This is a genomic window from Enterobacter cloacae complex sp. IR5441, assembly GCF_049238215.1.
GTDB classification, from domain to species: domain Bacteria; phylum Pseudomonadota; class Gammaproteobacteria; order Enterobacterales; family Enterobacteriaceae; genus Enterobacter; species Enterobacter hormaechei_C.
On record NZ_JBMKIA010000002.1, the window covers coordinates 193,509 to 217,939 of the forward strand.

At 54.9% G+C, this 24,431-nt stretch carries 22 protein-coding genes and 1 tRNA gene; 9 read left to right on the forward strand and 14 right to left on the reverse strand.

Features of this window, described 5'->3' with window-relative positions:
- Positions 1-47 precede the first annotated feature (47 nt).
- Positions 48-1,265 (reverse strand): beta-ketoacyl-ACP synthase I, encoded by a 1,218-nt coding sequence (gene fabB, locus ACOTX5_RS03640; RefSeq protein ID WP_017383449.1) that lies wholly within the window; start codon positions 1,263-1,265, stop codon positions 48-50.
- A 158-nt stretch (positions 1,266-1,423) separates the two neighbouring features.
- Here fabB and mnmC point away from each other — a divergent pair, with 158 nt between their 5' ends.
- Complete coding sequence (gene mnmC, locus ACOTX5_RS03645) at positions 1,424-3,421, forward strand: bifunctional tRNA (5-methylaminomethyl-2-thiouridine)(34)-methyltransferase MnmD/FAD-dependent 5-carboxymethylaminomethyl-2-thiouridine(34) oxidoreductase MnmC (RefSeq protein WP_045910698.1); 1,998 nt, start codon at positions 1,424-1,426, stop codon at positions 3,419-3,421.
- 58 nt (positions 3,422-3,479) lie between these two features.
- Here mnmC and ACOTX5_RS03650 read toward each other — a convergent pair whose 3' ends face one another.
- Genes ACOTX5_RS03650 through prmB form a run of 6 tightly spaced genes read right to left on the reverse strand, consistent with a single transcriptional unit; the run spans position 3,480 to position 8,031 of the window.
- Positions 3,480-3,758, reverse strand: a complete 279-nt coding sequence (locus tag ACOTX5_RS03650) for a YfcL family protein (RefSeq protein ID WP_017383451.1) — start codon at positions 3,756-3,758, stop codon at positions 3,480-3,482.
- Between the two features lie 13 nt (positions 3,759-3,771).
- Complete coding sequence (locus ACOTX5_RS03655; protein ID WP_040117913.1) at positions 3,772-4,317, reverse strand: elongation factor P hydroxylase; 546 nt, start codon at positions 4,315-4,317, stop codon at positions 3,772-3,774.
- Positions 4,317-5,126 (reverse strand): sulfite exporter TauE/SafE family protein, encoded by an 810-nt coding sequence (locus ACOTX5_RS03660; RefSeq protein WP_003861386.1) that lies wholly within the window; start codon positions 5,124-5,126, stop codon positions 4,317-4,319. Before ACOTX5_RS03660 ends, ACOTX5_RS03655 begins: the two co-directional genes overlap by 1 nt.
- The gene (mepA, locus tag ACOTX5_RS03665; protein ID WP_003861385.1) at positions 5,126-5,950 is read right to left on the reverse strand and encodes a penicillin-insensitive murein endopeptidase; all 825 of its coding nucleotides are present in this window, start codon (positions 5,948-5,950) and stop codon (positions 5,126-5,128) included. The genes ACOTX5_RS03660 and mepA overlap by 1 nt, the downstream gene beginning before the upstream one ends.
- Positions 5,951-5,952: 2 nt before the next feature.
- On the reverse strand, positions 5,953-7,038 hold the full coding sequence (aroC, locus tag ACOTX5_RS03670; protein ID WP_015572247.1) for a chorismate synthase: 1,086 nt from the start codon (positions 7,036-7,038) through the stop codon (positions 5,953-5,955).
- Between the two features lie 60 nt (positions 7,039-7,098).
- Positions 7,099-8,031, reverse strand: a complete 933-nt coding sequence (prmB, locus tag ACOTX5_RS03675; RefSeq protein WP_045910697.1) for a 50S ribosomal protein L3 N(5)-glutamine methyltransferase — start codon at positions 8,029-8,031, stop codon at positions 7,099-7,101.
- A gap of 145 nt (positions 8,032-8,176) precedes the next feature.
- Here prmB and smrB point away from each other — a divergent pair, with 145 nt between their 5' ends.
- Positions 8,177-8,728 carry an endonuclease SmrB gene (gene smrB, locus ACOTX5_RS03680; RefSeq protein ID WP_015572246.1) on the forward strand — a complete coding sequence of 184 codons (552 nt, stop codon included), beginning with the start codon at positions 8,177-8,179 and terminating at the stop codon, positions 8,726-8,728.
- Between the two features lie 46 nt (positions 8,729-8,774).
- Here the strand turns inward: smrB and sixA are convergent, their stop codons facing one another.
- From sixA to ACOTX5_RS03700, 4 genes are all read right to left on the reverse strand, one after another.
- On the reverse strand, positions 8,775-9,260 hold the full coding sequence (gene sixA / locus ACOTX5_RS03685; protein ID WP_003861375.1) for a phosphohistidine phosphatase SixA: 486 nt from the start codon (positions 9,258-9,260) through the stop codon (positions 8,775-8,777).
- Positions 9,261-9,469: 209 nt separating this feature from the next.
- Entirely contained in the window at positions 9,470-11,617 is a 2,148-nt protein-coding gene (gene fadJ / locus ACOTX5_RS03690; RefSeq protein WP_017383453.1) for a fatty acid oxidation complex subunit alpha FadJ, read from the reverse strand.
- On the reverse strand, positions 11,617-12,927 hold the full coding sequence (gene fadI, locus ACOTX5_RS03695; protein ID WP_234101212.1) for an acetyl-CoA C-acyltransferase FadI: 1,311 nt from the start codon (positions 12,925-12,927) through the stop codon (positions 11,617-11,619). Before fadI ends, fadJ begins: the two co-directional genes overlap by 1 nt.
- 228 nt (positions 12,928-13,155) lie before the next feature.
- A complete protein-coding gene (locus tag ACOTX5_RS03700; RefSeq protein ID WP_017383455.1) occupies positions 13,156-13,440 on the reverse strand; it encodes a YfcZ/YiiS family protein in 285 nt (94 codons plus the stop codon).
- A gap of 372 nt (positions 13,441-13,812) precedes the next feature.
- On the opposite strand from ACOTX5_RS03700, the gene fadL reads away from it, so the two are divergent.
- Positions 13,813-15,096 (forward strand): long-chain fatty acid transporter FadL, encoded by a 1,284-nt coding sequence (gene fadL / locus ACOTX5_RS03705; RefSeq protein WP_045910696.1) that lies wholly within the window; start codon positions 13,813-13,815, stop codon positions 15,094-15,096.
- A gap of 44 nt (positions 15,097-15,140) precedes the next feature.
- On the opposite strand, the gene mlaA is transcribed toward fadL, so the two are convergent.
- Positions 15,141-15,893, reverse strand: coding sequence for a phospholipid-binding lipoprotein MlaA (mlaA, locus tag ACOTX5_RS03710; protein ID WP_003861365.1), 753 nt, complete (start codon positions 15,891-15,893; stop codon positions 15,141-15,143).
- Between the two features lie 314 nt (positions 15,894-16,207).
- Between mlaA and ACOTX5_RS03715 the strand changes: the two genes are divergently transcribed.
- Entirely contained in the window at positions 16,208-17,137 is a 930-nt protein-coding gene (locus ACOTX5_RS03715) for a formate/nitrite transporter family protein (RefSeq protein WP_015572241.1), read from the forward strand.
- A 75-nt stretch (positions 17,138-17,212) separates the two neighbouring features.
- A tRNA-Arg gene (locus ACOTX5_RS03720) sits at positions 17,213-17,284 on the forward strand.
- Positions 17,285-17,297: 13 nt separating this feature from the next.
- Here ACOTX5_RS03720 and ACOTX5_RS03725 read toward each other — a convergent pair.
- The gene (locus ACOTX5_RS03725) at positions 17,298-18,677 is read right to left on the reverse strand and encodes a diguanylate cyclase (RefSeq protein ID WP_045910695.1); all 1,380 of its coding nucleotides are present in this window, start codon (positions 18,675-18,677) and stop codon (positions 17,298-17,300) included.
- Positions 18,678-18,945: 268 nt separating this feature from the next.
- Between ACOTX5_RS03725 and lpxP the strand changes: the two genes are divergently transcribed.
- Together lpxP and ypdK are read left to right on the forward strand one after the other, a co-directional pair.
- Positions 18,946-19,866: a kdo(2)-lipid IV(A) palmitoleoyltransferase gene (lpxP, locus tag ACOTX5_RS03730; RefSeq protein WP_026080619.1), complete on the forward strand. Its 921-nt coding sequence runs from the start codon at positions 18,946-18,948 to the stop codon at positions 19,864-19,866.
- 358 nt (positions 19,867-20,224) lie between these two features.
- Positions 20,225-20,296: a membrane protein YpdK gene (ypdK, locus tag ACOTX5_RS03735; protein ID WP_099458937.1), complete on the forward strand. Its 72-nt coding sequence runs from the start codon at positions 20,225-20,227 to the stop codon at positions 20,294-20,296.
- Between the two features lie 58 nt (positions 20,297-20,354).
- On the opposite strand, the gene alaC is transcribed toward ypdK, so the two are convergent.
- On the reverse strand, positions 20,355-21,590 hold the full coding sequence (alaC, locus tag ACOTX5_RS03740; RefSeq protein WP_017383460.1) for an alanine transaminase: 1,236 nt from the start codon (positions 21,588-21,590) through the stop codon (positions 20,355-20,357).
- Positions 21,591-21,976: 386 nt separating this feature from the next.
- On the opposite strand from alaC, the gene ACOTX5_RS03745 reads away from it, so the two are divergent.
- Both ACOTX5_RS03745 and ACOTX5_RS03750 read left to right on the forward strand, forming a co-directional pair.
- On the forward strand, positions 21,977-23,674 hold the full coding sequence (locus ACOTX5_RS03745; protein ID WP_003861356.1) for a sensor histidine kinase: 1,698 nt from the start codon (positions 21,977-21,979) through the stop codon (positions 23,672-23,674).
- A gap of 13 nt (positions 23,675-23,687) precedes the next feature.
- On the forward strand, positions 23,688-24,419 hold the full coding sequence (locus tag ACOTX5_RS03750) for a LytR/AlgR family response regulator transcription factor (protein WP_015572237.1): 732 nt from the start codon (positions 23,688-23,690) through the stop codon (positions 24,417-24,419).
- The last annotated feature ends 12 nt before the right edge of the window (positions 24,420-24,431 follow it).

Consider the following 24,431-nt stretch of genomic DNA (forward strand, 5'->3'; position numbering starts at 1 on the left):
TAAAAAAAGGGAGCCGCGCGGCTCCCTTCTACTATACCTTCAAACGCTTACGCTTTCAGCTTACGCATCACCAGCGTGGCGTTGGTGCCGCCGAAACCGAAGCTGTTGGACATAACGGTCGTCAGCTCACGTTCGGTGGTTTCGGTCACGATGTTCAGGCCAGCCGCCTGCTCGTCCATCTCTTCGATGTTGATGCTTGGCGCGATAAAGCCGTTTTCCAGCATCAGCAGAGAGTAGATCGCTTCCTGCACGCCCGCCGCTCCCAGAGAGTGACCGGTCATGGCTTTGGTTGCAGAGATAGCCGGGCTATTGTCGCCGAACACTTCACGGATCGCACCCAGCTCTTTCACGTCGCCTACCGGCGTTGAGGTGCCGTGGGAGTTCAGGTAGTCGATTGGAGTATCAACACCGTGCATCGCCATCTTCATGCAGCGCACCGCGCCTTCACCGGATGGAGCAACCATGTCAGCGCCGTCAGACGTTGCGCCGTAGCCCACGATCTCAGCATAGATGTGCGCGCCACGCGCCAGCGCGTGTTCCAGCTCTTCAACCACAACCATACCGCCGCCGCCAGCGATAACAAAACCGTCGCGGTGTGCGTCATAAGTACGGGACGCTTTGTCTGGCGTTTCGTTGTATTTGGTGGACAGTGCGCCCATTGCGTCAAACTCACAGGCCATTTCCCAGCCCAGCTCTTCGCCGCCGCCAGCAAATACGATGTCCTGTTTGCCCAGCTGGATCTGCTCAACCGCATTACCGATACAGTGTGCGGAGGTCGCACATGCGGAGCTGATGGAGTAGTTCACACCGTGGATTTTGAACGGCGTTGCCAGGCACGCGGAAACCGCTGAACCCATGGCTTTGGTCACAACATATGGACCGACCGCTTTCAGGCCGCGCGGGCTGCGCATGGCGTCAGCACCGAACACCTGAGCTTTAGAGGAACCGCCGGAGCCTGCAATCAGGCCCACGCGTGGGTTGTTCTGGTAAGCGTCTTCGCTCAGACCAGAATCCTTGATCGCTTCCTGCATGGAAAGATAGGCGTAGATAGAGGCATCGTTCATGAAACGAACCACTTTACGGTCAATTAAACCGGTGGTGTCCAGTTTAACGTTACCCCATACGTGGCTACGCATTCCAGAATCTTTAAACTCTTCAGAGAAAGTGATCCCGGAGCGTCCTTCACGCAGAGATGCCAGGACTTCCTGCTGGTTATTACCGATGCTGGAAACGATGCCCAGGCCAGTAATCACTGCACGTTTCATTCAATACCTCTGTAAGTCGCACTATAAAAAGTTTCGAGTCGCACAATAGCGTACACTTGTACGCCGAACAAGTCCGATCAGCCATTTTCTGTGGAAATTTGCACCGATGGGCTCACATCGCTAAGATCGTGCCACTGCCTGTCGGACGAGTAACTTACGTGAAACAAAACGCCATACAACCTGCCAACCTCGAATTCAACGCTGAGGGTACACCTGTTTCCCGAGATTTTGATGACGTCTACTTTTCTAATGATAACGGACTGGAAGAGACGCGCTATGTCTTCCTCGAAGGAAATCATCTCAGCACCCGCTTCCCTGAGCATCCGCGCAGCCTGTTTGTCGTAGCGGAGAGCGGTTTCGGCACCGGGCTGAATTTTCTGACCCTCTGGCAGGCGTTCGACCAGTTTCGCGCTGCACACCCCGAGGCTACCTTACAAAGATTACATTTCATCAGTTTCGAAAAATTTCCGCTTACCGCGCACGATCTGCGGCTTGCCCATCAGCGCTGGCCGGAGCTTACCCACTGGGCGGAACAGCTTCAGGCCCAGTGGCCTCCGGCTATCGGTGGCTGTCATCGTCTGATTCTGGACGACGGACGCGTCACCCTCGACCTGTGGCTGGGCGACATTAACGACCTGACCGATAAGCTTGATGACTCAATGAATCAGAAGGTGGACGCCTGGTTCCTGGATGGTTTTGCGCCCGCCAAAAACCCGGACATGTGGAGCCCGCACCTGTTCAGCGCCATGGCACGTCTGGCGCGCCCGGGCGCAACGCTTGCCACCTTCACCTCGGCGGGCTTTGTCCGTCGTGGGTTGCAGGAGGCGGGGTTTACCATGCGGAAAACCAAAGGCTTTGGCCGCAAACGCGACATGCTGGTCGGGGTGATGGAACAGGATCTGGCGATCCCGGCGCAGGCCCCCTGGTTTGCCCGTCGCGCCAGCACCTCGCGTGAGGTCGCCATTGTGGGCGGGGGTATCGCCAGCGCCCTGCTCTCGCTGGCGCTGCTGCACCGTGGCTGGCAGGTGACGCTTTACTGCGCTGACGAGGCGCCGGCGACGGGCGCATCAGGCAACCGTCAGGGCGCGCTTTATCCCTTATTAAGTTCACACGATCCGGCACTGTTCCAGTTCTTCCCGGCGGCGTTTACGTTTGCTCGCCGCCTTTACGATAGCCTGCCGGTTGCGTTCGACCACAACTGGTGCGGCGTGACGCAGCTCGGCTGGGACGAGAAGAGCCAGCAGAAAATCACACAAATGCTGTCGCTGGGTTTGCCGGAGGCCATCGCCCATGCAGTGACGGCACAGCAGGTTGCAGAGACCACTGGCGTCGACACCGGCTGCGGGGGTATTCAGTATCCACTCGGCGGCTGGCTGTGTCCGGCTGAACTGACTTCTGCGGCGATAGCCCTCGGGCAGTCGCGTGGGTTGACAGTGCATTATGCCCATAAGGTTCAATCGCTAAGCCGCACTGCGCACTGGAAACTGCGTTTCGCTGACGGCAAAGAGTTCCAGCATGCCAGCGTTGTGCTGGCCAACGGACATCATATCAGCCAGTTTACCCAGACAGCATCATTGCCGGTTTATCCGGTCGGCGGCCAGGTGAGCCATATCCCGACCGCGCCCCAACTGAGCAAACTGCGTCAGGTGCTGTGTTACGACGGCTACCTGACACCGCAAAATCCGTCCAACGGCCATCACTGCATCGGTGCCAGCTACCATCGCGGTGAAACAGATATGCAGTACAGCGAAGCGGATCAGCAGCAAAACCGCCAGCGCCTGCTCGACTGTTTCCCGGATGCGTCGTGGGCAAAAGAGGTGAATGTCGGTGAGGGTCAGGCGCGCTGCGGCGTACGCTGCGCGACCCGCGATCACCTGCCGATGGCGGGAAACGTGCCGGACTATGACGCCACGCTTGAAGTCTATCAGGATCTTGCTGACAACAAAGAAACGGCGGTAAGTGCTCCCGTTCACCCCGAGCTGTTTATGCTGGGTGGCTTAGGCTCGCGGGGATTATGCTCCGCGCCGCTGCTGGCTGAAGCGTTAGCCGCGCAAATGAGCGACGAGCCGGTTCCGCTGGACAGGGTTACGCTCGCGGGGCTGAATCCAAACCGACTGTGGGTGCGGAAATTGCTGAAGGGGAAAATGGTCAAGTAGGGTGCGGTCTGGTGCCCTCACCCCGGCCCTCTCCCTGTGGGAGAGGGCGGTGATACACTTACTTCGCTTTCGCCTGCTGGAACAAATTGTCCCACATGCCCAGCACTAAAGACTGGTCGCGCGGAGAGAGTTCCCCGGCCAGAATGGCTTTTTCCAGGCTGCGAGTGACTTCCGCGTGAACGGCGTCGGCAGAGTGATCGTCCCCGGCTTCCAGCGCGGCTACCGCCAGCGTCAGGTGACCACGCAGATAACCGCTGGCGAACAGCTCATCATCACTGGCGTGTTCCACCATGTCATCAATTAACGCCAGAATGCGTGATTCAAATTCTGCGATCATCTTCTTTCCTCTGTTAAAGATCTTCCGGCCAAGGGAAGCATTCCGCCGTGATTTCCGGCGTGTGGTAATAATTCTGTAAAGCCTCGATCAAGCGTGCCGGACGTGCCGGGATGCCTTTCTCAAGATATTCCATCACCTGCGCATGAACGCGGCGCTGGAAGACGATACGGTCTGGCTCGAAGTCGCCTTCGAGGTTGTCACAACTTACGTTGAACGGGAAACCCGCCGCTACGCAGAACAGCCATTCGAGCGCCTGAGGTTTCACCTCCACATCTTCGAACTGCCCCTGGGTGGCGGCGTCGCGCCCGTCCGGGCAGTACCAGTAACCAAAGTCCACCAGCTCGCGACGCGCTTTCCCGGCGATACACCAGTGCGAAATTTCGTGCAAACCGCTGGCGTAAAAGCCGTGGGCAAAGGTGATGCGGTTATACGGAACCTCGTCATCAGCAGGAAGATAGATCGGTTCGTCGTCGCCTTTAATCAGACGGGTATTAAAATCATCAGCAAAACAGCTATCGAAGATCTCAATCAGCTGTTCGTAGTTATGCGTACTGTTCATTAGTTCATCCCCAACCAGGTGAGGATCTCCTGTCCATGGCTGTCATAAAGAAGTTTGGCGCTCATCACCGCCGAGACGACAACAATCATCGGGCGGATCAGCTTTTGTCCTTTGCTTAATACCAGACGCGAGCCTGCGCGCGCGCCCAAAAACTGCCCTGCCATCATCACAAACCCGGTTGCCCAGATAACCTTGCCGCCAATGATAAACAGCAGCAGACCGCCAACGTTGGAGGTCGCGTTGAGGACTTTGGCGTGGGCGGTGGATTTGGCGAGGTTGAATCCGGCCAGCGTCACGAATGCCAGCGCATAAAACGAACCTGCCCCCGGGCCAAAGAAGCCATCGTAAAAACCGACGCAGCCACCGGCAATCAGCGCAAACGGCAGGCCGTGAAGACGACGCTGTCGATCTTCTTCCCCGAGCTTTGGCATCAGCAGGAAATAGAGGCCGATACAGATAACCAGCAGCGGCAGGATCTGGCGCAGAATGTCGGACTGTACGTGCTGGACCAGCAGCGCACCCGCCGTTGAGCCAATAAACGTCATCAGGATATTGAGCTTCTGATCGGCGAGATTCACCACTTTGCGCCGGATGAAATAGAGCGACGAGGAGAGCGAACCGCCGCATGCCTGGAGTTTGTTGGTGGCAAGCGCCTGGGCAGGGCTCATGCCTGCCGCCAGCAGCGCCGGAACGGTGAGCAACCCGCCGCCGCCCGCCAGGGCATCGATAAATCCGGCTAACATCGCAACAAAAAAGAGCACCGCCAGCAGCAGCGGTGACACCATGAACAGATCGACGAAATTATCCATTAAAGTACATGCTCATCCAGTAGCGCCTGGCAGGAAGGCGGCAACGGAGGCGGTGTCTTCTTCTCAGGCTTAGAGGTTCCAGGCTTGGCCGGTTCAAACCAGCTTTGTAGTTCGTAACCACAACCATCGCCAGGCGGTGGCAGCGGCTGATCTTCACATTCCAGGCTGTTCGCCGGACAGCGCAGGCGAACATGCATATGCGCACGGTGCTGGAACCACGGGCGCACTTTACGCAACCAGTCGCGATCCGTTCCCGCATCCAGGCAAAGCTGCTGCTTGATGGCCGGATTAACAAAGATCCGCGTGACGTCGTTATCCTCTGCCGCCAGCTTAATCATGCTGGAAATTTCCGGCGACCATCGCGAGGCGACGACCCGTTTACCGTCGGCCGAGACCAGATCCAGCGCCTGCGGTTTCAGCAGCTGCGCTGAGCTCCAGCGCGTTTTCGGCAATTGCAGGAAGATATCCACATCCAGTCCGGTCTGGTGGCTGGCGTGACCGCCGTTGAAGCGACCACCGGCAGGCATCCCCATATCGCCAATCAGCATCGTCCCCAGCCCCAGGTTATGCACCTGGTTGCCAAGACGCTGAATAAACAGCACCAGGTCAGGATGGCCGAAATAACGGCGCTGGTCGGTGCGCATCACCTGATAGGTATCCGATTGCAGCGGAAGTTCCTGCGCGCCGACGATACACCCGTTGGAGAAAGCGCCAATGGACTGCGCGCTCCCCGCTACCGGGTGGGTGATTTTCTGCCACGGCGTAGCGGCCAGGCTTGCTCCACTGGCCAGCAGCGCCAGCAGAGCGATTGCGGTTTTTTTCATAGTTACCAGCGTGGAATGGTGGTCGTCACATCCGCATTCTGCGCGCGCTGGCGCAGGAAGTGATCCATCAGCACGATCGCCAGCATCGCTTCTGCGATCGGCACCGCGCGGATCCCCACGCACGGATCGTGACGCCCTTTGGTGATCATCTCAACTTCATCGCCAGCGCGGTTAATCGTGTGGCCCGGGACGGTAATGCTGGACGTTGGTTTCAGCGCAATATTGGCAATAATTTGCTGCCCGCTGCTGATGCCGCCCAGAATGCCGCCCGCATGGTTACTCTGGAAACCCGCCTTCGTGATTTCGTCGCGGTTCTGGCTGCCGCGAAGCTTGACCACGTCAAAACCGTCGCCGATTTCGACGCCTTTCACCGCGTTGATGCTCATCAGCGCGTGGGCGATGTCGGCGTCAAGGCGGTCAAATACCGGCTCGCCCCAGCCAGCCGGCACGCCGTCGGCCACCACGGTGACTTTCGCACCAATGGAGTCGCCCTCTTTTTTCAGGCCACGCATCAGCTCATCCAGCGCGTCCAGCTTGTCGGCATCGGCGCAGAAGAACGGGTTGAGCTCTACCTGATCCCAGTCTTTGATTGCCAGCGGAATGTCGCCCATCTGGGACAGACAGCCGCGGATAACGATGCCGAATTTCTGCTGGAGATATTTTTTGGCAATTGCCCCTGCCGCCACGCGCATCGCGGTTTCACGCGCGGAAGAACGCCCGCCGCCGCGATAGTCGCGAAAGCCATATTTTTGTTCGTAGGTATAGTCGGCGTGACCAGGACGGAAAACGTCCTTAATCGCGCCGTAGTCCTGAGAACGCTGATCGGTGTTTTCAATCAGCAGACCAATGCTGGTCCCTGTGGTACGGCCTTCAAATACGCCGGAGAGAATTTTGACCTGGTCCGGCTCGCGACGCTGCGTGGTGTAGCGAGAGGTACCCGGACGACGACGGTCAAGGTCATGCTGTAAATCGGCTTCGGTCAGTTCGATGCCTGGCGGGACGCCATCAACGATACAACCCAGTGCCAGACCGTGCGACTCGCCAAAGGTGGTCACACGGAATACCTGTCCAATACTGTTTCCTGCCATCACGGCTCCGATGTTGTTGTTTGTGTTTGAGCGTTGTGAAACGGGCCGAAGCCCGCTGGATTAATCTTTGTAAATGCTGAAGTATTCGCGTGCATCAAGCAGTTGCGCCTTGGTCAGCATAAAGACGCCGTCACCGCCGTTGTCGAACTCAAGCCAGGTGAACGGCACATCCGGGTACTGCTCTATCAGATGTACCATGCTGTTGCCTACTTCACAAATCAGAACGCCGTCGTCGGTCAGATAATCCGGCGCGCAGGCCAGGATGCGGCGGGTCAGCTTCAGCCCGTCAGAGCCTGACGCCAGGCCCAGCTCCGGCTCGTGACGATACTCGTTCGGCAGGTCGGACATATCTTCTGCATCCACGTACGGCGGATTGGTGACGATCAGGTCGTATTGCAGCGTCGGCAGGTCGCGGAACAGGTCAGAGCGGATAGGCGTGACGTGATGAATCAGCCCGTGCTCTTCAATGTTGTGTTCGGTGACGGCCAGCGCGTCGGTGGAGATATCGACGGCGTCCACTTCCGCTTCCGGGAAGGCGTACGCGCAGGCAATGGCGATGCAGCCGCTGCCGGTGCACATATCAAGAATGTGCTGCGGCTGATGGTTAATCAGGCCGTCAAAATGGTTGTTGATCAGCTCGCCAATCGGCGAACGCGGCACCAGCACGCGCTCATCAACATAGAATTCGTGGCCGCAGAACCAGGCTTTGTTGGTCAGGTAAGCCACCGGAATGCGCTCGTTTACGCGACGGATCACGCGCTCAACGATGCGGTGTTTTTCACTGGAGGTCAGGCGCGCGGTGCGCATGTCTTCCGGAATATCCAGCGGCAGGTAGATAGACGGCAGCACCAGCTGCACGGCCTCATCCCACGGGTTGTCGGTACCGTGTCCGTACCAGATATTGGCGGCGCTGAAGCGGCTAACCGACCAGCGCAACATGTCCTGTATGGTATGCAGCTCGTTTACTGCTTCATCGACAAAAATTTTATCCACTCTTTCCTCCAGGGCATGCTCGCATAATTTTCGGCGGCTAGTTTGCCATGAAGACGGCGATAAATCAGCAATGACGCGTACCGCTTGAGGTTAAAAAATGCGTTTAGTCGGGTACACTATCGGAAATACGAGATGAGAATGACGAATGAAAAAGAAAACATCGCTCAGCGAGGAGGATCAGGCTCTATTCCGCCAGCTGATGACCGGGACGCGTCAAATCACGCACGACACCATTGTCCATCGCCCGCAGCGTAAAAAAGTCAGCGAGGTACCGGTCAAACGGTTGCTCCAGGAGCAGGCCGATAACAGCCACTATTTTTCAGATGAGTTTCAGCCGCTGCTCAATACCCAGGGTGCGGTGAAATACGTGCGCGAAGACGTCAGCCATTTTGAACTGAAAAAATTACGCCGGGGAGATTACTCGCCGGAGCTGTTCCTCGATCTGCATGGGTTGACCCAGATGCAGGCGAAACAGGAGCTGGGGGCGTTGATCGCGGCATGTCGTCGCGAGCATGTTTTTTGCGCCTGCGTGATGCACGGCCACGGCAAACATATTCTTAAGCAACAGACACCGCTGTGGCTGGCTCAGCATCCACACGTGATGGCTTTTCATCAGGCGCCAAAAGAGTACGGCGGAGATGCCGCATTGCTGGTATTGATTGAGGTGGAGGAGTGGCAGCCGCCAGAATTGCCCTGACAGGATGGCGGGAGGCACGCTGCACCCCGCCATATCGCACGTCACGTCAGATGGCTTTTGCCATCTTCAGGTTGCACGGACTCATTTGCCAGTTAAAGACCCCTTTGCCGGTTTCGTCGAGGGTGACGTTGGCAATGGCGGACGTTGTGAACATCGGTGGCGTTTCGCCCGGGCACAGCTCAGATACCAGATAGCCGACCAGCGGCAGGTGGGAAATGACCAGTGCGGAAGCGACACCTTCATTGCACAGCGCCTGAAGGTAAGCACTGACAAGGCCAACATCGCCACACGGCGTGAGTTCAGGGAGAACATCCACACTGGATGGCAGGTTCATACACTCCCCTACCACATCCAGCGTCTGTTCTGCCCGCAGGAACGGACTCACCAGAACGCGTTCAATGTCCACTTTTTGACCTTTAAGCCATGTCGCCATCTGACGGGATTCGTCGCAGCCACAGACGGTTAAAGGACGTACTGAGTCACTGGCGGCATCGAGTGCCGCGTCGCCGTGACGCATGATAAAAACTTGCATATTGCACCGCTTTTGTTAACCAGAATCACCGGCGTTAACTACCCGCGATTAATGCTCTGAGGTAGAAAACCCGATGGCCGGGCATTGTGCCTGATCCATTCGGTGAATGAAACGCTGTTTTTTACCTCAATGGCGTAAGTATAGTCAATCTCTGTTTACAATTTCGCCAGAACAGGTTCCATCACCTCAGGATTTACCCTTCTTTGACTTCAGTTTACGCAATCAGTTTCCCTTGCGGGCCAGAATGTCTGACCCCGTTCCGCCATCTGCAATAATTCGTCACAAGGTGTAAACCGTGGACCGTATTGCGAGGCCAGACGTTGCAGGATCGCAACCACTTCACCCGCCCCGAGGGTGTCCATATACCGGAACGGACCGCCAAGGAATGGCGGAAAACCGATACCAAACACGGCGCCGATATCGCCGTCGCGCGCGCTTTTGATCACCTGCTCACCAAAGCAGCGCGCCGCTTCATTGAGCATCATCATCACGCAGCGCTCAGCACACTGAACCGCCGACAGTTTTCCCTGACCCGTGACAGGAATAAGCGCATAAACCGAAGGGTCGACCTGTTTCTTGCTTTTACGCCCTTTCGCGGCGTAAAGATAGAAACCGCGTTCATTTTTTCTGCCTTTGCGATCGTCCTTCAAAATTGCGGAAACAAAGTTTGCAGGCGGCGCAAAACGATCGCCATAAGCCGCTTCCAGCACAGGGATAATTTTAGTCCCCGTATCAATTCCTACCTCATCCAAAAGTTGGATTGGGCCGACGGGGAAGCCAAACTTCACCAGGGCGTCATCGACGTGCTCAATTTTCTCCCCTTCCGTCAGCAACCGCATCGCTTCGTTAATGTACGGCGCCAGAATGCGGTTGACGTAGAAGCCGGCTTTGTCCGCGACCACAATGGGGGTTTTGCCCTGTTTTTTCGCCAGCTTCACCACGGTGGCAATAGTTTGCGGGCTGGTTGTGGCATGCGGGATAACCTCCACCAGCGGCATTTTTTCTACAGGGCTGAAATAGTGCAGCCCTATCACCTGCTCCGGGCGCACGGCTTTCGCAGCGATGTCGCCGATCGGCAAAGACGAGGTGTTTGATGCGAAAATGGTGTGCGGCGCGCAATGCTGTTCAACGTCCGCCACCATCTGCTGCTTAAGGGCCAGATCTTCGAACACGGCTTCAATCACCAGATCGCGGTGTGCAAACCCACTGTAGTCGGTGGCGCCAGTGATCATCGAGAGGGTTTTATCACGCTCACTGGCCTTGATATGGCGGCGCTTCACTTTGCGATCAAGGTTCTGCCAGCTGTACTGCAACGCGTGGTTGATACCCTTAGGGTTGATATCTTTGATACGTACGGGCAATTTGCCTTTGCTGGCGGTGACAAATGCGATGCCGCCGCCCATCAGCCCACCACCCAGAACGCCAACGGCGCGCAGCGGAGCCGGTTCAGCTTCACTGCCCGGATCTTTTTTAACCTCCGTGCTGGCAAAGAAAATGCCGCGCAGCGCCTGCGACTGCGGCGTCATCGCCAGCTCGCCAAAGGCTTTCGCTTCCGCAGCATAACCGCTGCTGCTGCCCTGCGATAAACCGGTTTCAATCACCTTCAGAATGCGCGTCGCTGCCGGATAGTTCCCTTTGGTTTTTTGCTCGGTTTTTTTACCCACCATATTGAACAGCAGCGTGCGCCCCAGCGGCCCGGCGAGGATACGCTCGCGCACCGGCAGAGGGCGTTTCGCCTGACGACCTTTCAGCGCCCGCTCAACGGCGGCTTCAAGCAAGATGGCGTGCGGAACGACCTCATCAACCAGACCCGCCTTTAACGCCTGGCGGGCGCGCAGCTGTTTACCGGTTAAAATCATCTCCAGCGCCGTACTGACGCCCACCAGACGCGGCAGGCGCTGCGTGCCACCTGAACCGGGCAGCAATCCAAGCTGTACCTCCGGCAGTCCGAGTACGGTTTTCGCATCGTCGGTACAAATTCGGCTGTGACAGGCCAGCGCCAGCTCAAGCCCACCGCCCAGGCAGGCCCCGTGGATCGCAGCGACAACGGGTATCGACAGCGCATGGATCTCCGCCATTACCTGCTGCCCCTGACGCGCCAGATCTTCTGCTTCCTGGGCGCTTTTCGCCCGGGCAATCATGTTGATATCGGCCCCGGCAATAAAGTTATCCGGCTTTGCCGAGATAAATACCAGGCCACGTATCGCTTTGTTTTCGCGGATCTGTCTGAGCATCGCACGCACCTGAACGCCGAACTCGGCCTTCAGGGTGTTCATCTTTTCGTCGGGTACATCAATGGTGATAACAGCCACGTTATCAAGGCGAACAGCCAGATTAAATGCAGATGTCGTTTCCATTATTCAGCCTCCAGAACCATTGCTGCACCCAGGCCGCCCGCCGCACAGGCGGTAACGAGACCAAAACCGCCGCCGCGGCGACGCAGCTCGTGCAAAGTCTGAGTTATCATTCTCGCGCCGGTCGCCGCAAATGGATGGCCGTAGGCGATGGATCCGCCAAGCACGTTAAACTTACTCTGATCCACTTCGCCGGTCGCGTGGGCGCGGCCCAGTACATCGCGCGCGAAGCGCTCGCTTGCCAGCAGCTGAATGTTTGCCAGGGTTTGTGCGGCAAAGGCTTCGTGCATATCGATCAGGGTTAAGTCAGCCAGCGTCAACCCCGCACGCTCCAGCGCCAGCGGCGTGGACCAGGCCGGACCGAGCAGCATGTCCTGCCAGACATCAATGGCGGTAAAGGCGTAGCTACGCAAATAGCCCAGCGGTGTTATGCCAAGCTCTTTCGCCCGGGATTCCGTCATCAGGATCACGGCGGCGGCACCGTCCGTCAGTGGCGTACTGTTGGCCGCCGTAACGGTGCCATGTTTACGATCAAACGCCGGGCGCAGTTTTGCGTAATCCTCCAGCGTCGAGGTGCCACGGATATTGTTATCTTCCACCAGCGGTTCGCGGAAAGGCGGGATGTAAGCCGTCATCACCTCGTCGGCAAGTTTGCCTTCCGACCAGGCCTTCGCAGCGAGCTGATGCGAGCGATGCGCCAGTGCATCCTGCTGTTCGCGGGTAATACCGTAGGTTTTTGCCATCTGCTCGGCAGTGTCGCCCATACGCAGGCCGGTGGAGTATTCAGCAACGGCAGGTGGCACGGGCATGAGGTCGCGCAGACGTAAACGCGAGAAGAGTTTGAGCTTCGCACCGGTGGTCCGGGCTTTGTTGGCATCCACGAGGATGCGGGCCAGCTGTTTGCTAACACCGATGGGCAGCACGGATGAGGAATCCGCGCCGCCGGCGATCCCCGCGCGAATGGTCCCCGCCATCAGGCTTTCCGCCACGTTCGCCACCGCCTGGAAACTGGTGGCGCAGGCGCGGCTGACGCTGTATGCGTCGGTGTGAACATTCATGCCGGTGCCCAGCACGATTTCACGTGCGATATTGGGCGCTTCCGGCATTTGCACCACCTGGCCGAAAACCAGTTGCTCAATAACCTCTGGCGGGATCTCGCTGCGAGCCAGCATCTCCCACACCACCATTTTTCCCAGATCGACAGCCGGTATACCGTGAAACGCGGTTGCCTGACGCGCAAACGGCGTACGTAACCCGCTGACAATGGCAATGCGGTCACCGTGTCGGGTGATAAGCGGTAATGCCTGACTCATAACACTCCCCTGTAAAAAAATTTTGCGCACACATTAAGTGGTCTGACCTGATAATAGTCTTAACTATTTTTTTACATTGAGCCAATCGGGGAAGCGAAAAATTGCGAGCTAAGGCACAGAGAAGAAAAAGAAAATGCCCCTGCATGGCAGAGGCATTTGTGAGATTTGTTGCCGGGTTGCGGCGTTGCCTTACCCGGCCTACACGATCATAGGCCCGTGCAAAAAGTATTAACGCAGGCCCAGCTGGAAGATCAGCGTTTCTGCTTCGCAGGCGAACACAAAGTCGATATCCAGCCGCACGCCGCCTTCCACTTCCGTGAAGGTGGATTTGATTTCACACGGATCGGATTCGACTTCACGCGCGCGCTGGCTCAGCGCGGCCAGCGTCTCTTCCGCTTCAGCGCGGTTAGGGAATACGCGGCTGTAAGAGGCGGTGCAATCGGTGTTGTCCATAATGGTGCCAACATCCATACAGCAGCAAACCGGGGTTTCATCAGCACTGCATTTACTCATAGCTCAATTTCCTCTGTATTCGCGCAGGGCGCGAGATAAACACGATGCGTCTATTTTACGCCCCCGGACGAGCCCCCTCCAGCCGTTAATGGCGCAAAATCGGATAAGTGAGCAATATCACACTAAAAAATGATCTAAAACAAAATTCCCCTTTTCAGAGGAATCGCACTGGTCACAATTTTGCCAACCAGATCTCGTTTCAAGAAACATATCTGAAAATATTAATAAACAAACTTGCAACATCCCAGCTGGTCAGACCTATACTCTCGCCACTGGTCTGATTTGTAAGTCATACCTCAGACCCTACACTTCGCGCTCCTGTTACGGTATGTAACAATTATTGAATAAAAATAACTCAATGAGGTTATGGTCATGAGCCAGAAAACCCTGTTCAAACAAACTGCTTTAGCAGTTGCAGTGGCAATCGTCTCAACGTCCGCCTGGTCAGCGGGCTTCCAGTTAAACGAATTTTCTTCCTCTGGCCTTGGCCGTGCGTATTCCGGGGAAGGTGCGATTGCCGATGACGCAGGCAACGCGAGTCGTAACCCGGCGCTGATCATGATGTTTGATCGCCCTACCTTCTCTGCCGGTGCGGTTTACATCGATCCTGATGTCAATATTTCTGGCAAATCTCAGTTCACCGGCGCAGATCTGAAGGCGGATAACATTGCGCCGACCGCGTGGGTGCCTAACCTGCACTTTGTTGCGCCAATCAATGAACAGTTTGGTTGGGGTGCCTCTGTCACCTCTAACTATGGCCTGGCAACGGAGTTCAATAACCACTATCCGGCCGGTGAATACGGCGGTAAAACCGACCTGACGACCCTGAACCTCAACCTGAGCGGCGCATATCGTCTGAACGATAACTGGAGCTTTGGTCTGGGCTTTGATGCTGTCTACGCCGATGCAAAAATCGAGCGTTACTCCGGGGAGCAAACTGCTGCGCTGCCGAAAAACAGCAATAAAATTGCCAGCCTGAAAGGTGATGAATGGGGTTACGGCTGGAACGCCGGTATCCTGTATGAACTGGATAAAAACAACCGCTGGGGTCTGACCTATCGCTCAGAAGTGAAAATTGATTTCGATGGCGATTACAAAAGCGGCATCCTGAGCCCAGTCAACGGTATGGTCCCAGGCGCGGGCACCACCATTCCATGGGGTACCTCGAATCAAACCGTACCGGGTTCGCTGTCGCTGCATCTGCCAGAAATGTGGGAAGTGTCAGGTTATAACCGCGTTGCGCCGCAGTGGGCCATTCACTACAGCCTCGCGTATACCAGCTGGAGCCAGTTCGAGGAGCTTAAAGCCACCGGCAGCAACGGCCAGACGCTGTTCTATAAAGACGAAAGCTTCCACGATGCTTACCGTATCGCGCTTGGTACGACCTATTATATGGATGATAACTGGACGTTCCGTACCGGCGTGGCATTTGATGACAGCCCGGTACCGGCCGATAAACGTTCTATCTCCATTCCGGATCAGGACCGTTTCTGGGTGAGTGCGGGGGCAACCTACGCGTTCAACGAGAATGCCTCTATCGACGCGGGCGTGTCGTACATGCATGGCCAGAAGGTGACCTTCCAGGAAGGCCCGTACGAGTTTTCCTCTGAAGGTAAAGCCTGGCTGTTTGGTACCAACTTCAACTACGCGTTCTAATCCCAACACGATTAAAAAAGGTGAGCATTGCTCACCTTTTTTATTTATTCCGAATCGATATCTTTTAATTCGTTCTCGATGGCTTTCGCGTTCGGATTATCTTCCGGCTTCAGCTTACCGCCGTTGGCAATAAAGTCATGGTTCTGGAAGTAGGCCTCGCGGACCATGATGTACGGATCGGAAGACTGGCGCAGCAGACCGTCAGAATCCAGCAGTTGCGCACGCGTTTCAATTCCTTCCACGGTCCATTTACCAATCGACAGCGGCCAGGTGAGCCATGACAGTACAGGATACAGCGTATCCACCATGTCGCCGCCATCATCACGCACGGTAAAGCTGCCGTAGAATGGCAGGTGCACATACGGACCATAACCTACGCCATAATGACCCAGCGTGCTGCCGAAACGGTGCGGCTGTTCACGCTGTAATTTCGGGTTCGCCATGCCTGCGACATCAATTAAGCCGCCCATACCCAGCAGGGAGTTCAGGAAGAAGCGGGTGAAATGCACCATCCCCTGATACGGGTCGCCCTGAAGGAAGTAGTTGACCATAACCGCTGGCTCTTCCAGGTTACTGGTAAAGTTGCTCAGCCCGTTACGCGCCGGCTGCGGAACATAGTCACGCCATGCCACGGCAACCGGACGAACCAGATATGGATCCAGCACATTATAGTTAAAGCTGTACATTGAACGGTTAAATCCTTCGAGAGGATCGGAGCGTCCCGTTTGCTCGCCAGAGCTGGCGCAGCCCACAAGCATTGTTACGCCCAGCGCAAGCGCCGACAGCCGAAGCTTCATAAATTTCTCCCTGTTCAATATGGCTATCGTTGAATGCCATCTGTGACGGAGCCTGAGATGCTCCGCCTGAAACGTGCAAGTGATTGTAACAGCACGCTTACCGATGTCTACGAGGACAATGACGACCCGCTCGCGTCATCACGCTAATTTCAGCATAGCCTGTCTTTCGGAATTCGTTTCGCTGGCAATTTTATATTGGCTTTGAAAGAGATGTCTCACCTTTATTGCCATTTTCAGCAATTTAAGAGCATCCCCACGGGGAAAGCGCTAAAAGCCGCTACGCTTAAATGAGCAATTACCCCGAAGGAGCTGTTATGAAAGACATTAGCGAAGAGAAAATTGGTGAAAGCAAAGAGGAACATGAGATTGAAAGCGAGGAGAAAGACCGGGGAGAAGAGATAGAAGTCGATGAAGAGCGCCTGCCGTCGCGCGCCATGGCTATTCATGAGCATATTCGCCAGGACGGGGAAAAAGAGATGGAGCGCGACGCGATGGCCCTGCTGTGGTCAGCCATTGCAGCCGGTCTGTCGATGGGTGCCTCTCTGCTCGCCAAAGGGATATTTCACGTTCAGCTGGAAGGCGTACCGGGCGGGTTTTTGCTTGAAAATTTAGGCTACACGTTCGGCTTTATTATCGTCATTATGGCGCGACAGCAGCTTTTTACGGAGAATACCGTCACTGCCGTACTGCCCGTCATGCAAAATCCGACCCTCGGTAATTTCGGTTTACTGATGCGCCTGTGGAGCGTCGTGCTGCTGGGGAACCTGATCGGTACGGGCATAGCCGCCTGGGCATTCGAGTATATGCCAATATTTGATGAACCGACCCGCGACGCATTTGTGAAAATTGGCATGGATGTGATGAAAAACACGCCGGTTGAAATGTTCTCTAATGCCATAATTTCCGGCTGGATCATCGCCACTATGGTCTGGATGTTCCCGTCAGCGGGTAGCGCGAAAATCGTGGTAATTATCCTGATGACCTGGCTTATCGCACTCGCCGATACCACACACATTGTTGTCGGAACTGTTGAAATCCTTTATCTGGTATTTAACGGCACACTCCACTGGAGCGACTTTTTCTGGCCGTTCGCCCTGCCTACCCTCGCAGGCAACATTTGTGGCGGGACCTTTATCTTTGCGCTGCTGAGCCATGCGCAAATCCGTAACGACATGTCCAACAAGCGTAAGGCCGAGCTTAAGGCTCAGGAAAAAAAGGATAAAACTGCCGAAAAATCGGCTTGAACGGTGACTCTTTGACCAGTCAGGCGGCAATGCGCTTAACGAAAAGTGTAAATAACGCTATACTCTTGCCGCTTCGTCCCCTTAGTTAAATGGATATAACGAGCCCCTCCTAAGGGCTAGTTGCAGGTTCGATTCCTGCAGGGGACACTTCTGTCTTTCCTTACACCCCCTTCCAAAGCTCCACGCAGTTTCGGCCACGCCGTTTCGCGCCGTATAAGGCTTCATCCGCCGCCTGAATCAATCGCTCGTAATCGGGATGCCCGTTGAACATCGCAACGCCTATCGAGAGGGAGAGCGGGATAATATCGCCGGTTGGGGAGTTAACCTTGATTTTTTCCACCCGCCTGCGGATACGCTCGGCAATTCGCAGCGCGTCCACCTCTGAGATTTCCGTTAGCACAATCAGAAATTCATCGCCGCCGTAGCGAAAAACGTAATCACAGGTTCGCACGTTGTCGTAGAACGCGCCGGAGACTTTTCGCAGGATCTCGTCCCCGGTATTGTGCCCCCAGGTATCGTTGATTTGTTTAAATTTGTCGACGTCAATCAGCAGCGTCGAGAGCGTTGTTCCCGCCCGGGTAGCGTGCAGGATTTCGCGTTTGAAGATGGTTGGCAGGAAACGGCGATTCAACAGGCGGGTCAGGACATCAACCCCCACCTCGTGTCGCGACACTTCGTCAAACAGTTCGCGCAAAAGCGTGATGATTTGCGAGAGGGTATTACGCATTCGCTGCAAGAATTTATCCCGCTGCGCTTTATCACTCAGACCCTGCCCTGCAAGACGGACCTCGTTAAAAAGGTCATCGAATTCCTGAATCAGACGAGAGATATGACCGGCCTCAGCGATGCCGCTGAAATAGTGCCGACCTTTATGGCTAAACCACAGTCCAAATTCAGACTGCCCCAGCGGCAGACTGTTGCCGATACTGGAATTAAGCGTGATCTTATACAGAAGCACCATTTCCCATGACAGCAGCGCCGCGGTCTGTCGCTCCTTCTCCTCTTCTGCATTCTCCATTAAGGAAAAGATGCGATAATTTTCGTCCTCTTTCGCCGCATTGTTCTCGCTAAATACATAGGCCCGCGACATCACTTCCATGGCCAGATCGATACTGTTTATCGCGTAGTGATAAATATGCAGCTTCACCTCAGGCGAATGGGCGCTGGTAGTAATGACAGGCAACAGCAGCTTTTTCAGAACGCGGAAGCCCATTTCGACTAAATCAACCGAAATACCAATACGGGCATGAACATCCGCCGCGCGCTGCTGCGCCCGCATCTGCTCTTCAACCTGCTCCACACGGCATGAGAGCACATCAATAAGCCAGCGACGAAGCGCCTCCTGAAGCTGCCTCTCCACCTGTTCGGTGGTCAGGAATTCAGCTGCCGATGGATCTGCCAGCACAACACGATAGAATTCAGCGACCAGTGGCATTGCATTATCCCTGGCAAGCTCAGTCGCAAGCCGATGCACATCGGGATCGGTTTCATTAATCAGCTTCACCCACTCTTCTTTCACCGTTTGCAGGTAGGTTTCCATGGTCTGCACCTTCAGGAGACATGCGGGAACGCAGATTTAACAATAGCAAAATCAAACCACTCCGCAATTGCCGCTTTTTTAAACAAAAACGAGTGATAGCTCATAATGTATAACGGTGCTACATTATGCCGCCCACCCAAGTCAGCAATGGCCAGGCAACGTCGTAAAGAACGGTAAAGCCTGCAACCATGACCTCGTCCTACGGTCTCAATGGCACGTGGTATCGCGAAGTCTGCGCTACCTTCACAGGCTTCACATAGGTTCCACTATTTTGTCTCAATCCAAATTTCAGCGGGCGTTTCTGCACCCGCGCTACTGGTTTACATGGTTCGGCCTTGGCGTGCTTTGGCTGCTGGTTCAACTTCCATATCCCGTGATCCGTTTCCTGGGTTCTAAGCTCGGCAGCGCATCGCGTTACTTTCTTAAGCGTCGTGAATCCATTGCCCGAAAAAATCTCGAACTTTGCTTTCCGCATTACAATGCCCAGCAGCGCGAAACGCTGATTGCGGAAAACTTTAAATCTATCGGTATGGCGCTGCTTGAAACCGGTATGGCCTGGTTCTGGCCAGACGAGCGTGTCCGTAAATGGTTTGACGTGGAAGGCCTGGATAACCTGAAACGTGCCCAGATGCAAAACCGCGGCGTGATGGTTGTGGGTGTGCATTTTATGTCGCTTGAGCTGGGCGGCCGCGTTATGGGTCTTTGTCAGCCAATGATGGCAACCTATCGCCCGCATAACAGCGCGCTGATGGAATGGGTACAAACGCGGGGCCGCATGCGTTCAAATAAGGCGATGATCAGCCGTAACAATCTCCGCGGTATGGTTGGCGCCCTGAAAAAAGGGGAAGCCGTCTGGTTTGCCCCGGACCAGGACTACGGTCCTAAAGGCAGCAGCTTTGCCCCTTTCTTTGCGGTTAAAGATGTCGCTACGACGAACGGTACCTTTGTGATTTCACGTCTCTCAGGCGCCGCGATGTTGACGGTGACCATGGTCAGAAAAGCGGATAAGTCAGGCTATCGTCTGCATATCTCCCCAGAGATGGCGAACTATCCAGAAGATGAGAGTGAAGCCGCGACCTTTATCAATAAGGTGATTGAGTTTGAGATTATGCGTGCGCCTGAGCAGTATCTGTGGATGCACCGCCGCTTTAAAACCCGCCCCCTGGGCGAAGCCTCGCTCTATATCTGACCCCTGTCGAAGGTTAGTTTCGCTAAGAAACTAGCCTTTTCAAACACCTGTAATCGCAGTGCGTAACGGCTTTTTCGACCGTCACTCAACAGGCATTTATTGCGTACCGAAATCAAACTGTCGCCGTTCCACGACAATCGTAAGTGTCGGAAATTATTTAAAAAAATGCCTCTTGTCACTCCTGAAATTTAGGCGTACATTAGCGCCGTCTGGCGACAGGAAAGCACAGAATTCAGAGCTGAAGTTAGCGACGTCACGGGATAATTCCGATTTCCCCTTTCGCATGATTTCAACTCTCTATACTCAGTTGGACTCTGTTTTTTTAATGCGTACCGGAAGATACGCGGAGCGATGAAACGTGAAATATTTCTTTATGGGCATTTCGGTTATTGTTTTAGTTTGGGCCGGAACGTTTGCTCTGATGATCTAGTTAAGAAAATGCAGTCAAAAAAACAGGCGCCGTTGGCGCCTGTTTTTTTTGTTGTCCGTTACGACTCGGGTTGTTCCGCAACGCTCTTCGCTGCAAGCAGGCCATCCGCGCGGAACATGCTTTTAATGCCCCGCACTGCCTGACGGATACGGTCGCTGTTTTCAATCAGCGCGAAACGCACGTGCGTGTCACCGTAGTCACCAAAGCCAATGCCTGGAGAGACGCAAACCTTCGCGTCCTGAAGCAGTTTTTTGGCAAATTCCAGAGAACCCATCGCCGCATACGGCTCAGGAATTTTCGCCCAGACGTACATAGAGGCTTTAGGCATTTCCACCATCCAGCCTGCTTCATGAAGCCCTTTTACCAGCACATCTCGGCGGCGTTTATACTGAGCGGCAATATCGAGCACGCATTGCTGATCCCCTTCCAGCGCCGCGATGGCCGCGACCTGTAACGGCGTAAAGGTGCCATAGTCATGGTAGCTTTTAATACGCGCCAGGGCGCTCACCAGCGTTTTGTTTCCCACCATAAAACCAATTCGCCAGCCCGCCATGTTGTAGCTTTTCGACAGGGTGAAAAACTCAACCGCCACATCACGGGCACCCGGTACCTGCATAATTGACGGCGCTTTCCAGCCATCATAAACGATATCGGCGTAGGCGAGATCGTGTACCACCAGCACGTCGTAACGCTTAGCCAGCGCGACCACTTTCTCGAAGAATTCGAGTTCAACGCATTGTGCTGTTGGGTTTGACGGGAAACCGAGGATCATCATTTTCGGCTTCGGATAGCTTTCACGTATCGCCCGTTCCAGCTCGTTAAAGAAGTCGACGCCTTCCACCAGCGGGACAGAACGCACCTGCGCGCCAGCGATCACCGCCCCATAGATGTGAATCGGGTAGCTTGGATTCGGCACCAGTACGGTATCGCCGTGATCCAGCGTCGCCAGCATCAGGTGGGCCAGCCCTTCTTTGGAGCCAATGGTCACAATCGCTTCACTTTCAGGATCGATATCGACCTGATAACGATCCTGATACCAGCGGGAGATCGCCCGACGTAAACGTGGAATGCCGCGTGAGGTGGAATATCCATGAGTATCGGGACGCTGGGCAACCGTGCAGAGTTTCTCAACAATGTGCGGCGGCGTTGGGCCGTCAGGGTTACCCATACTGAAATCGATAATGTCTTCGCCGCGCCGACGCGCAGCCATTTTCAGTTCAGCAGTGATATTGAAAACATAAGGGGGGAGACGATCGATACGAGTAAAACGGCGTTCAGGACTGAATTCAGCCATAGATTCCTCAGAGTCACGTTAGCGCCCGGACCGTCCGAGCGACGCTGCCACCCGTGTGGCGTGCTTAGAAAATAACCTGAAGAAAAAGACGCTGTCGAGAGGATAACGGCAAAACAATATTTTGCGCTAAAACGGGAATGTGATTGCAGTGAAAAGCGGAACTCTTATCGCGAACAGGCAGTTTTAAGCGCTACGATTTAACACAATATTTTCAGTATCGTTACCTGACGTTTCTCCCCAAACGGAAAAGCACCGGCTTTCAGTCAAAAGCCAGCAATCCCCTTTGAGAATTATGGTTTTTCCCCATTTGATAAATCTGATGGATAGCTGGTCATCAGGCCCTATGTTTTCTATCATAGATTTTTCCCGTTTTCCCAGGCCTGACCGTGCACGAAATCTTCAATATGCTCCTGGCGGTGTTCGACCGCGCGGCATTAATGCTGATCTGTCTCTTTTTCCTTATCCGCATCCGCTTGTTCCGCGAACTGTTGCATAAATCTGCCCATTCGCCAAAAGAGCTTCTGGCCGTCACGTTTATCTTTTCGATGTTTGCCCTGTTCAGCACCTGGTCCGGCGTGCCGGTAGAAGGCTCGCTGGTGAACGTGCGCATCATCGCCGTCATGTCGGGCGGGATCCTCTTTGGTCCCTGGGTCGGGATTATCACAGGCATTATCGCCGGCACCCACCGATACCTGATTGATATTGGCGGCGTGACGGCCGTCCCCTGCTTTATCACCAGCATTATTGCCGGGCTGCTCTCGGGCTGGATTAACCGCAAAATCCCGAAAAAGCAGCACTGGCGTGCAGGGATTATCGCGGGGATGGTCTGCGAAACGCTGACCATGATCCTGGTCATCGTCTGGGCGCCAACCGTTGCGCTGGGGCTGGATATCGTCTCGAAGATCGGTATTCCTATGATCCTCGGGAGCGTCTGTATCGGTTTTATCGTGCTGCTGGTGCAAAGCGTGGAGGGCGAAAAAGAGGCCAGCGCCGCGCGTCAGGCCAAGCTGGCGCTGGATATCGCCAACAAGACGCTGCCGCTTTTCCGGCACGTTAACGCCGAATCTTTACGTCAGGTTTGCGATATTATCCGCCGTGATATTCACGCCGATGCGGTCGCCATCACCAATATTGACCACGTGCTGGCTTACGTTGGCGTCGGGGAGCACAATTATCGCGACAGCGACGATACCATCAGCCCGACAACCAGACAGGCGATTAACTACGGAAAAATCATTATTAAAAACAATGATGAAGCCCACCGGACGCCAGAGATCCACTCAATGCTGGTGATCCCGCTGTGGGAAAAAGGCGTGGTCACGGGGACGCTGAAAATTTACTACTGCCATGCGCACCAAATCACCTCCTCGCTCCAGGAGATGGCGATTGGCCTGTCGCAGATCATATCCACCCAACTTGAGGTTTCGCGTGCAGAGCAGCTGCGCGAGATGGCAAATAAGGCAGAGCTGCGCGCCCTGCAAAGCAAGATCAATCCCCATTTCCTGTTTAACGCGCTGAACGCTATCTCCTCTTCCATCCGACTTAATCCGGACACCGCGCGGCAGCTGATCTTTAATCTGTCGCGCTATCTGCGCTACAACATTGAGCTAAAAGACGACGAGCAGATCGACATCAAAAAAGAGTTGTATCAAATCAAGGATTACATCGCGATCGAGCAGGCTCGCTTTGGCGATAAGCTGACGGTCATTTACGATATTGATGAAGAGGTCAACTGCGTGATCCCAAGTCTGCTGATCCAGCCTCTGGTGGAAAATGCCATTGTTCACGGTATTCAGCCGTGTAAAGGCAAAGGCGTAGTAACGATTAGCGTGACGGAAAGCGGTAACCGCGTGCGCATCGCCGTGCGCGATACCGGGCACGGCATCGATCCGAAAGTCATCGAGCGCGTCAAATCAAACGAAATGCCGGGCAACAAGATCGGACTGCTGAATGTGCATCACCGGGTCAAACTGCTGTACGGTGACGGGCTGCATATTCACCGTCTTGAGCCGGGCACCGAAATTGCCTTTTATGTTCCGAATGAGCGAACGCCCGTGAATGCCCCGATATCCTTGTTGCCGTAGGCCGGAGTAACAGATGAAAGTCATCATCGTAGAAGATGAATTTCTGGCTCAACAGGAGTTGAGCTGGCTTATCAAAACCCACAGCCAGATGGAGATTGTTGGCTGTTTTGAGGATGGTCTGGACGTGCTGAAATTTTTACAGCATAACCGGGTCGACGCGATATTCCTCGATATTAATATTCCGTCGCTGGACGGCGTCCTGCTGGCGCAAAATATCAATCAGTTCGCCCACAAGCCGTTTATTGTGTTTGTCACCGCGTGGAAAGAGCATGCCGTGGAGGCCTTCGAGCTTGAGGCGTTTGACTATATTCTCAAGCCGTATCAGGAGTCGCGTATTATCAGCATGCTGCATAAGCTGGAAGCCGCGTGGCAGCAGCAAGCATTACCCGCCAGTGCCAGCCCGGTAGCGCGGGAAAACGACACGATTAATCTGGTGAAGGACGAACGGATCATCGTCACGCCTGTCGACGATATTTACTATGCCGAAGCGCATGAAAAAATGACGTTTGTCTATACGCGGCGTGAATCCTACGTCATGGCGATGAACATCACCGAATTCTGCAATAAACTCCCGGCCGCTCACTTCTTCCGCTGCCACCGCTCGTTCTGCGTCAACCTGAACAAGATCCGCGAAATCGAACCCTGGTTTAATAACACCTATATTTTGCGGCTGAAGGATCTGGATTTTCAGGTGCCGGTAAGCCGCAGCAGAGTGAAAGAGTTCCGCCAGCTCATGCACCTGTAGCGCGTTCCCTCT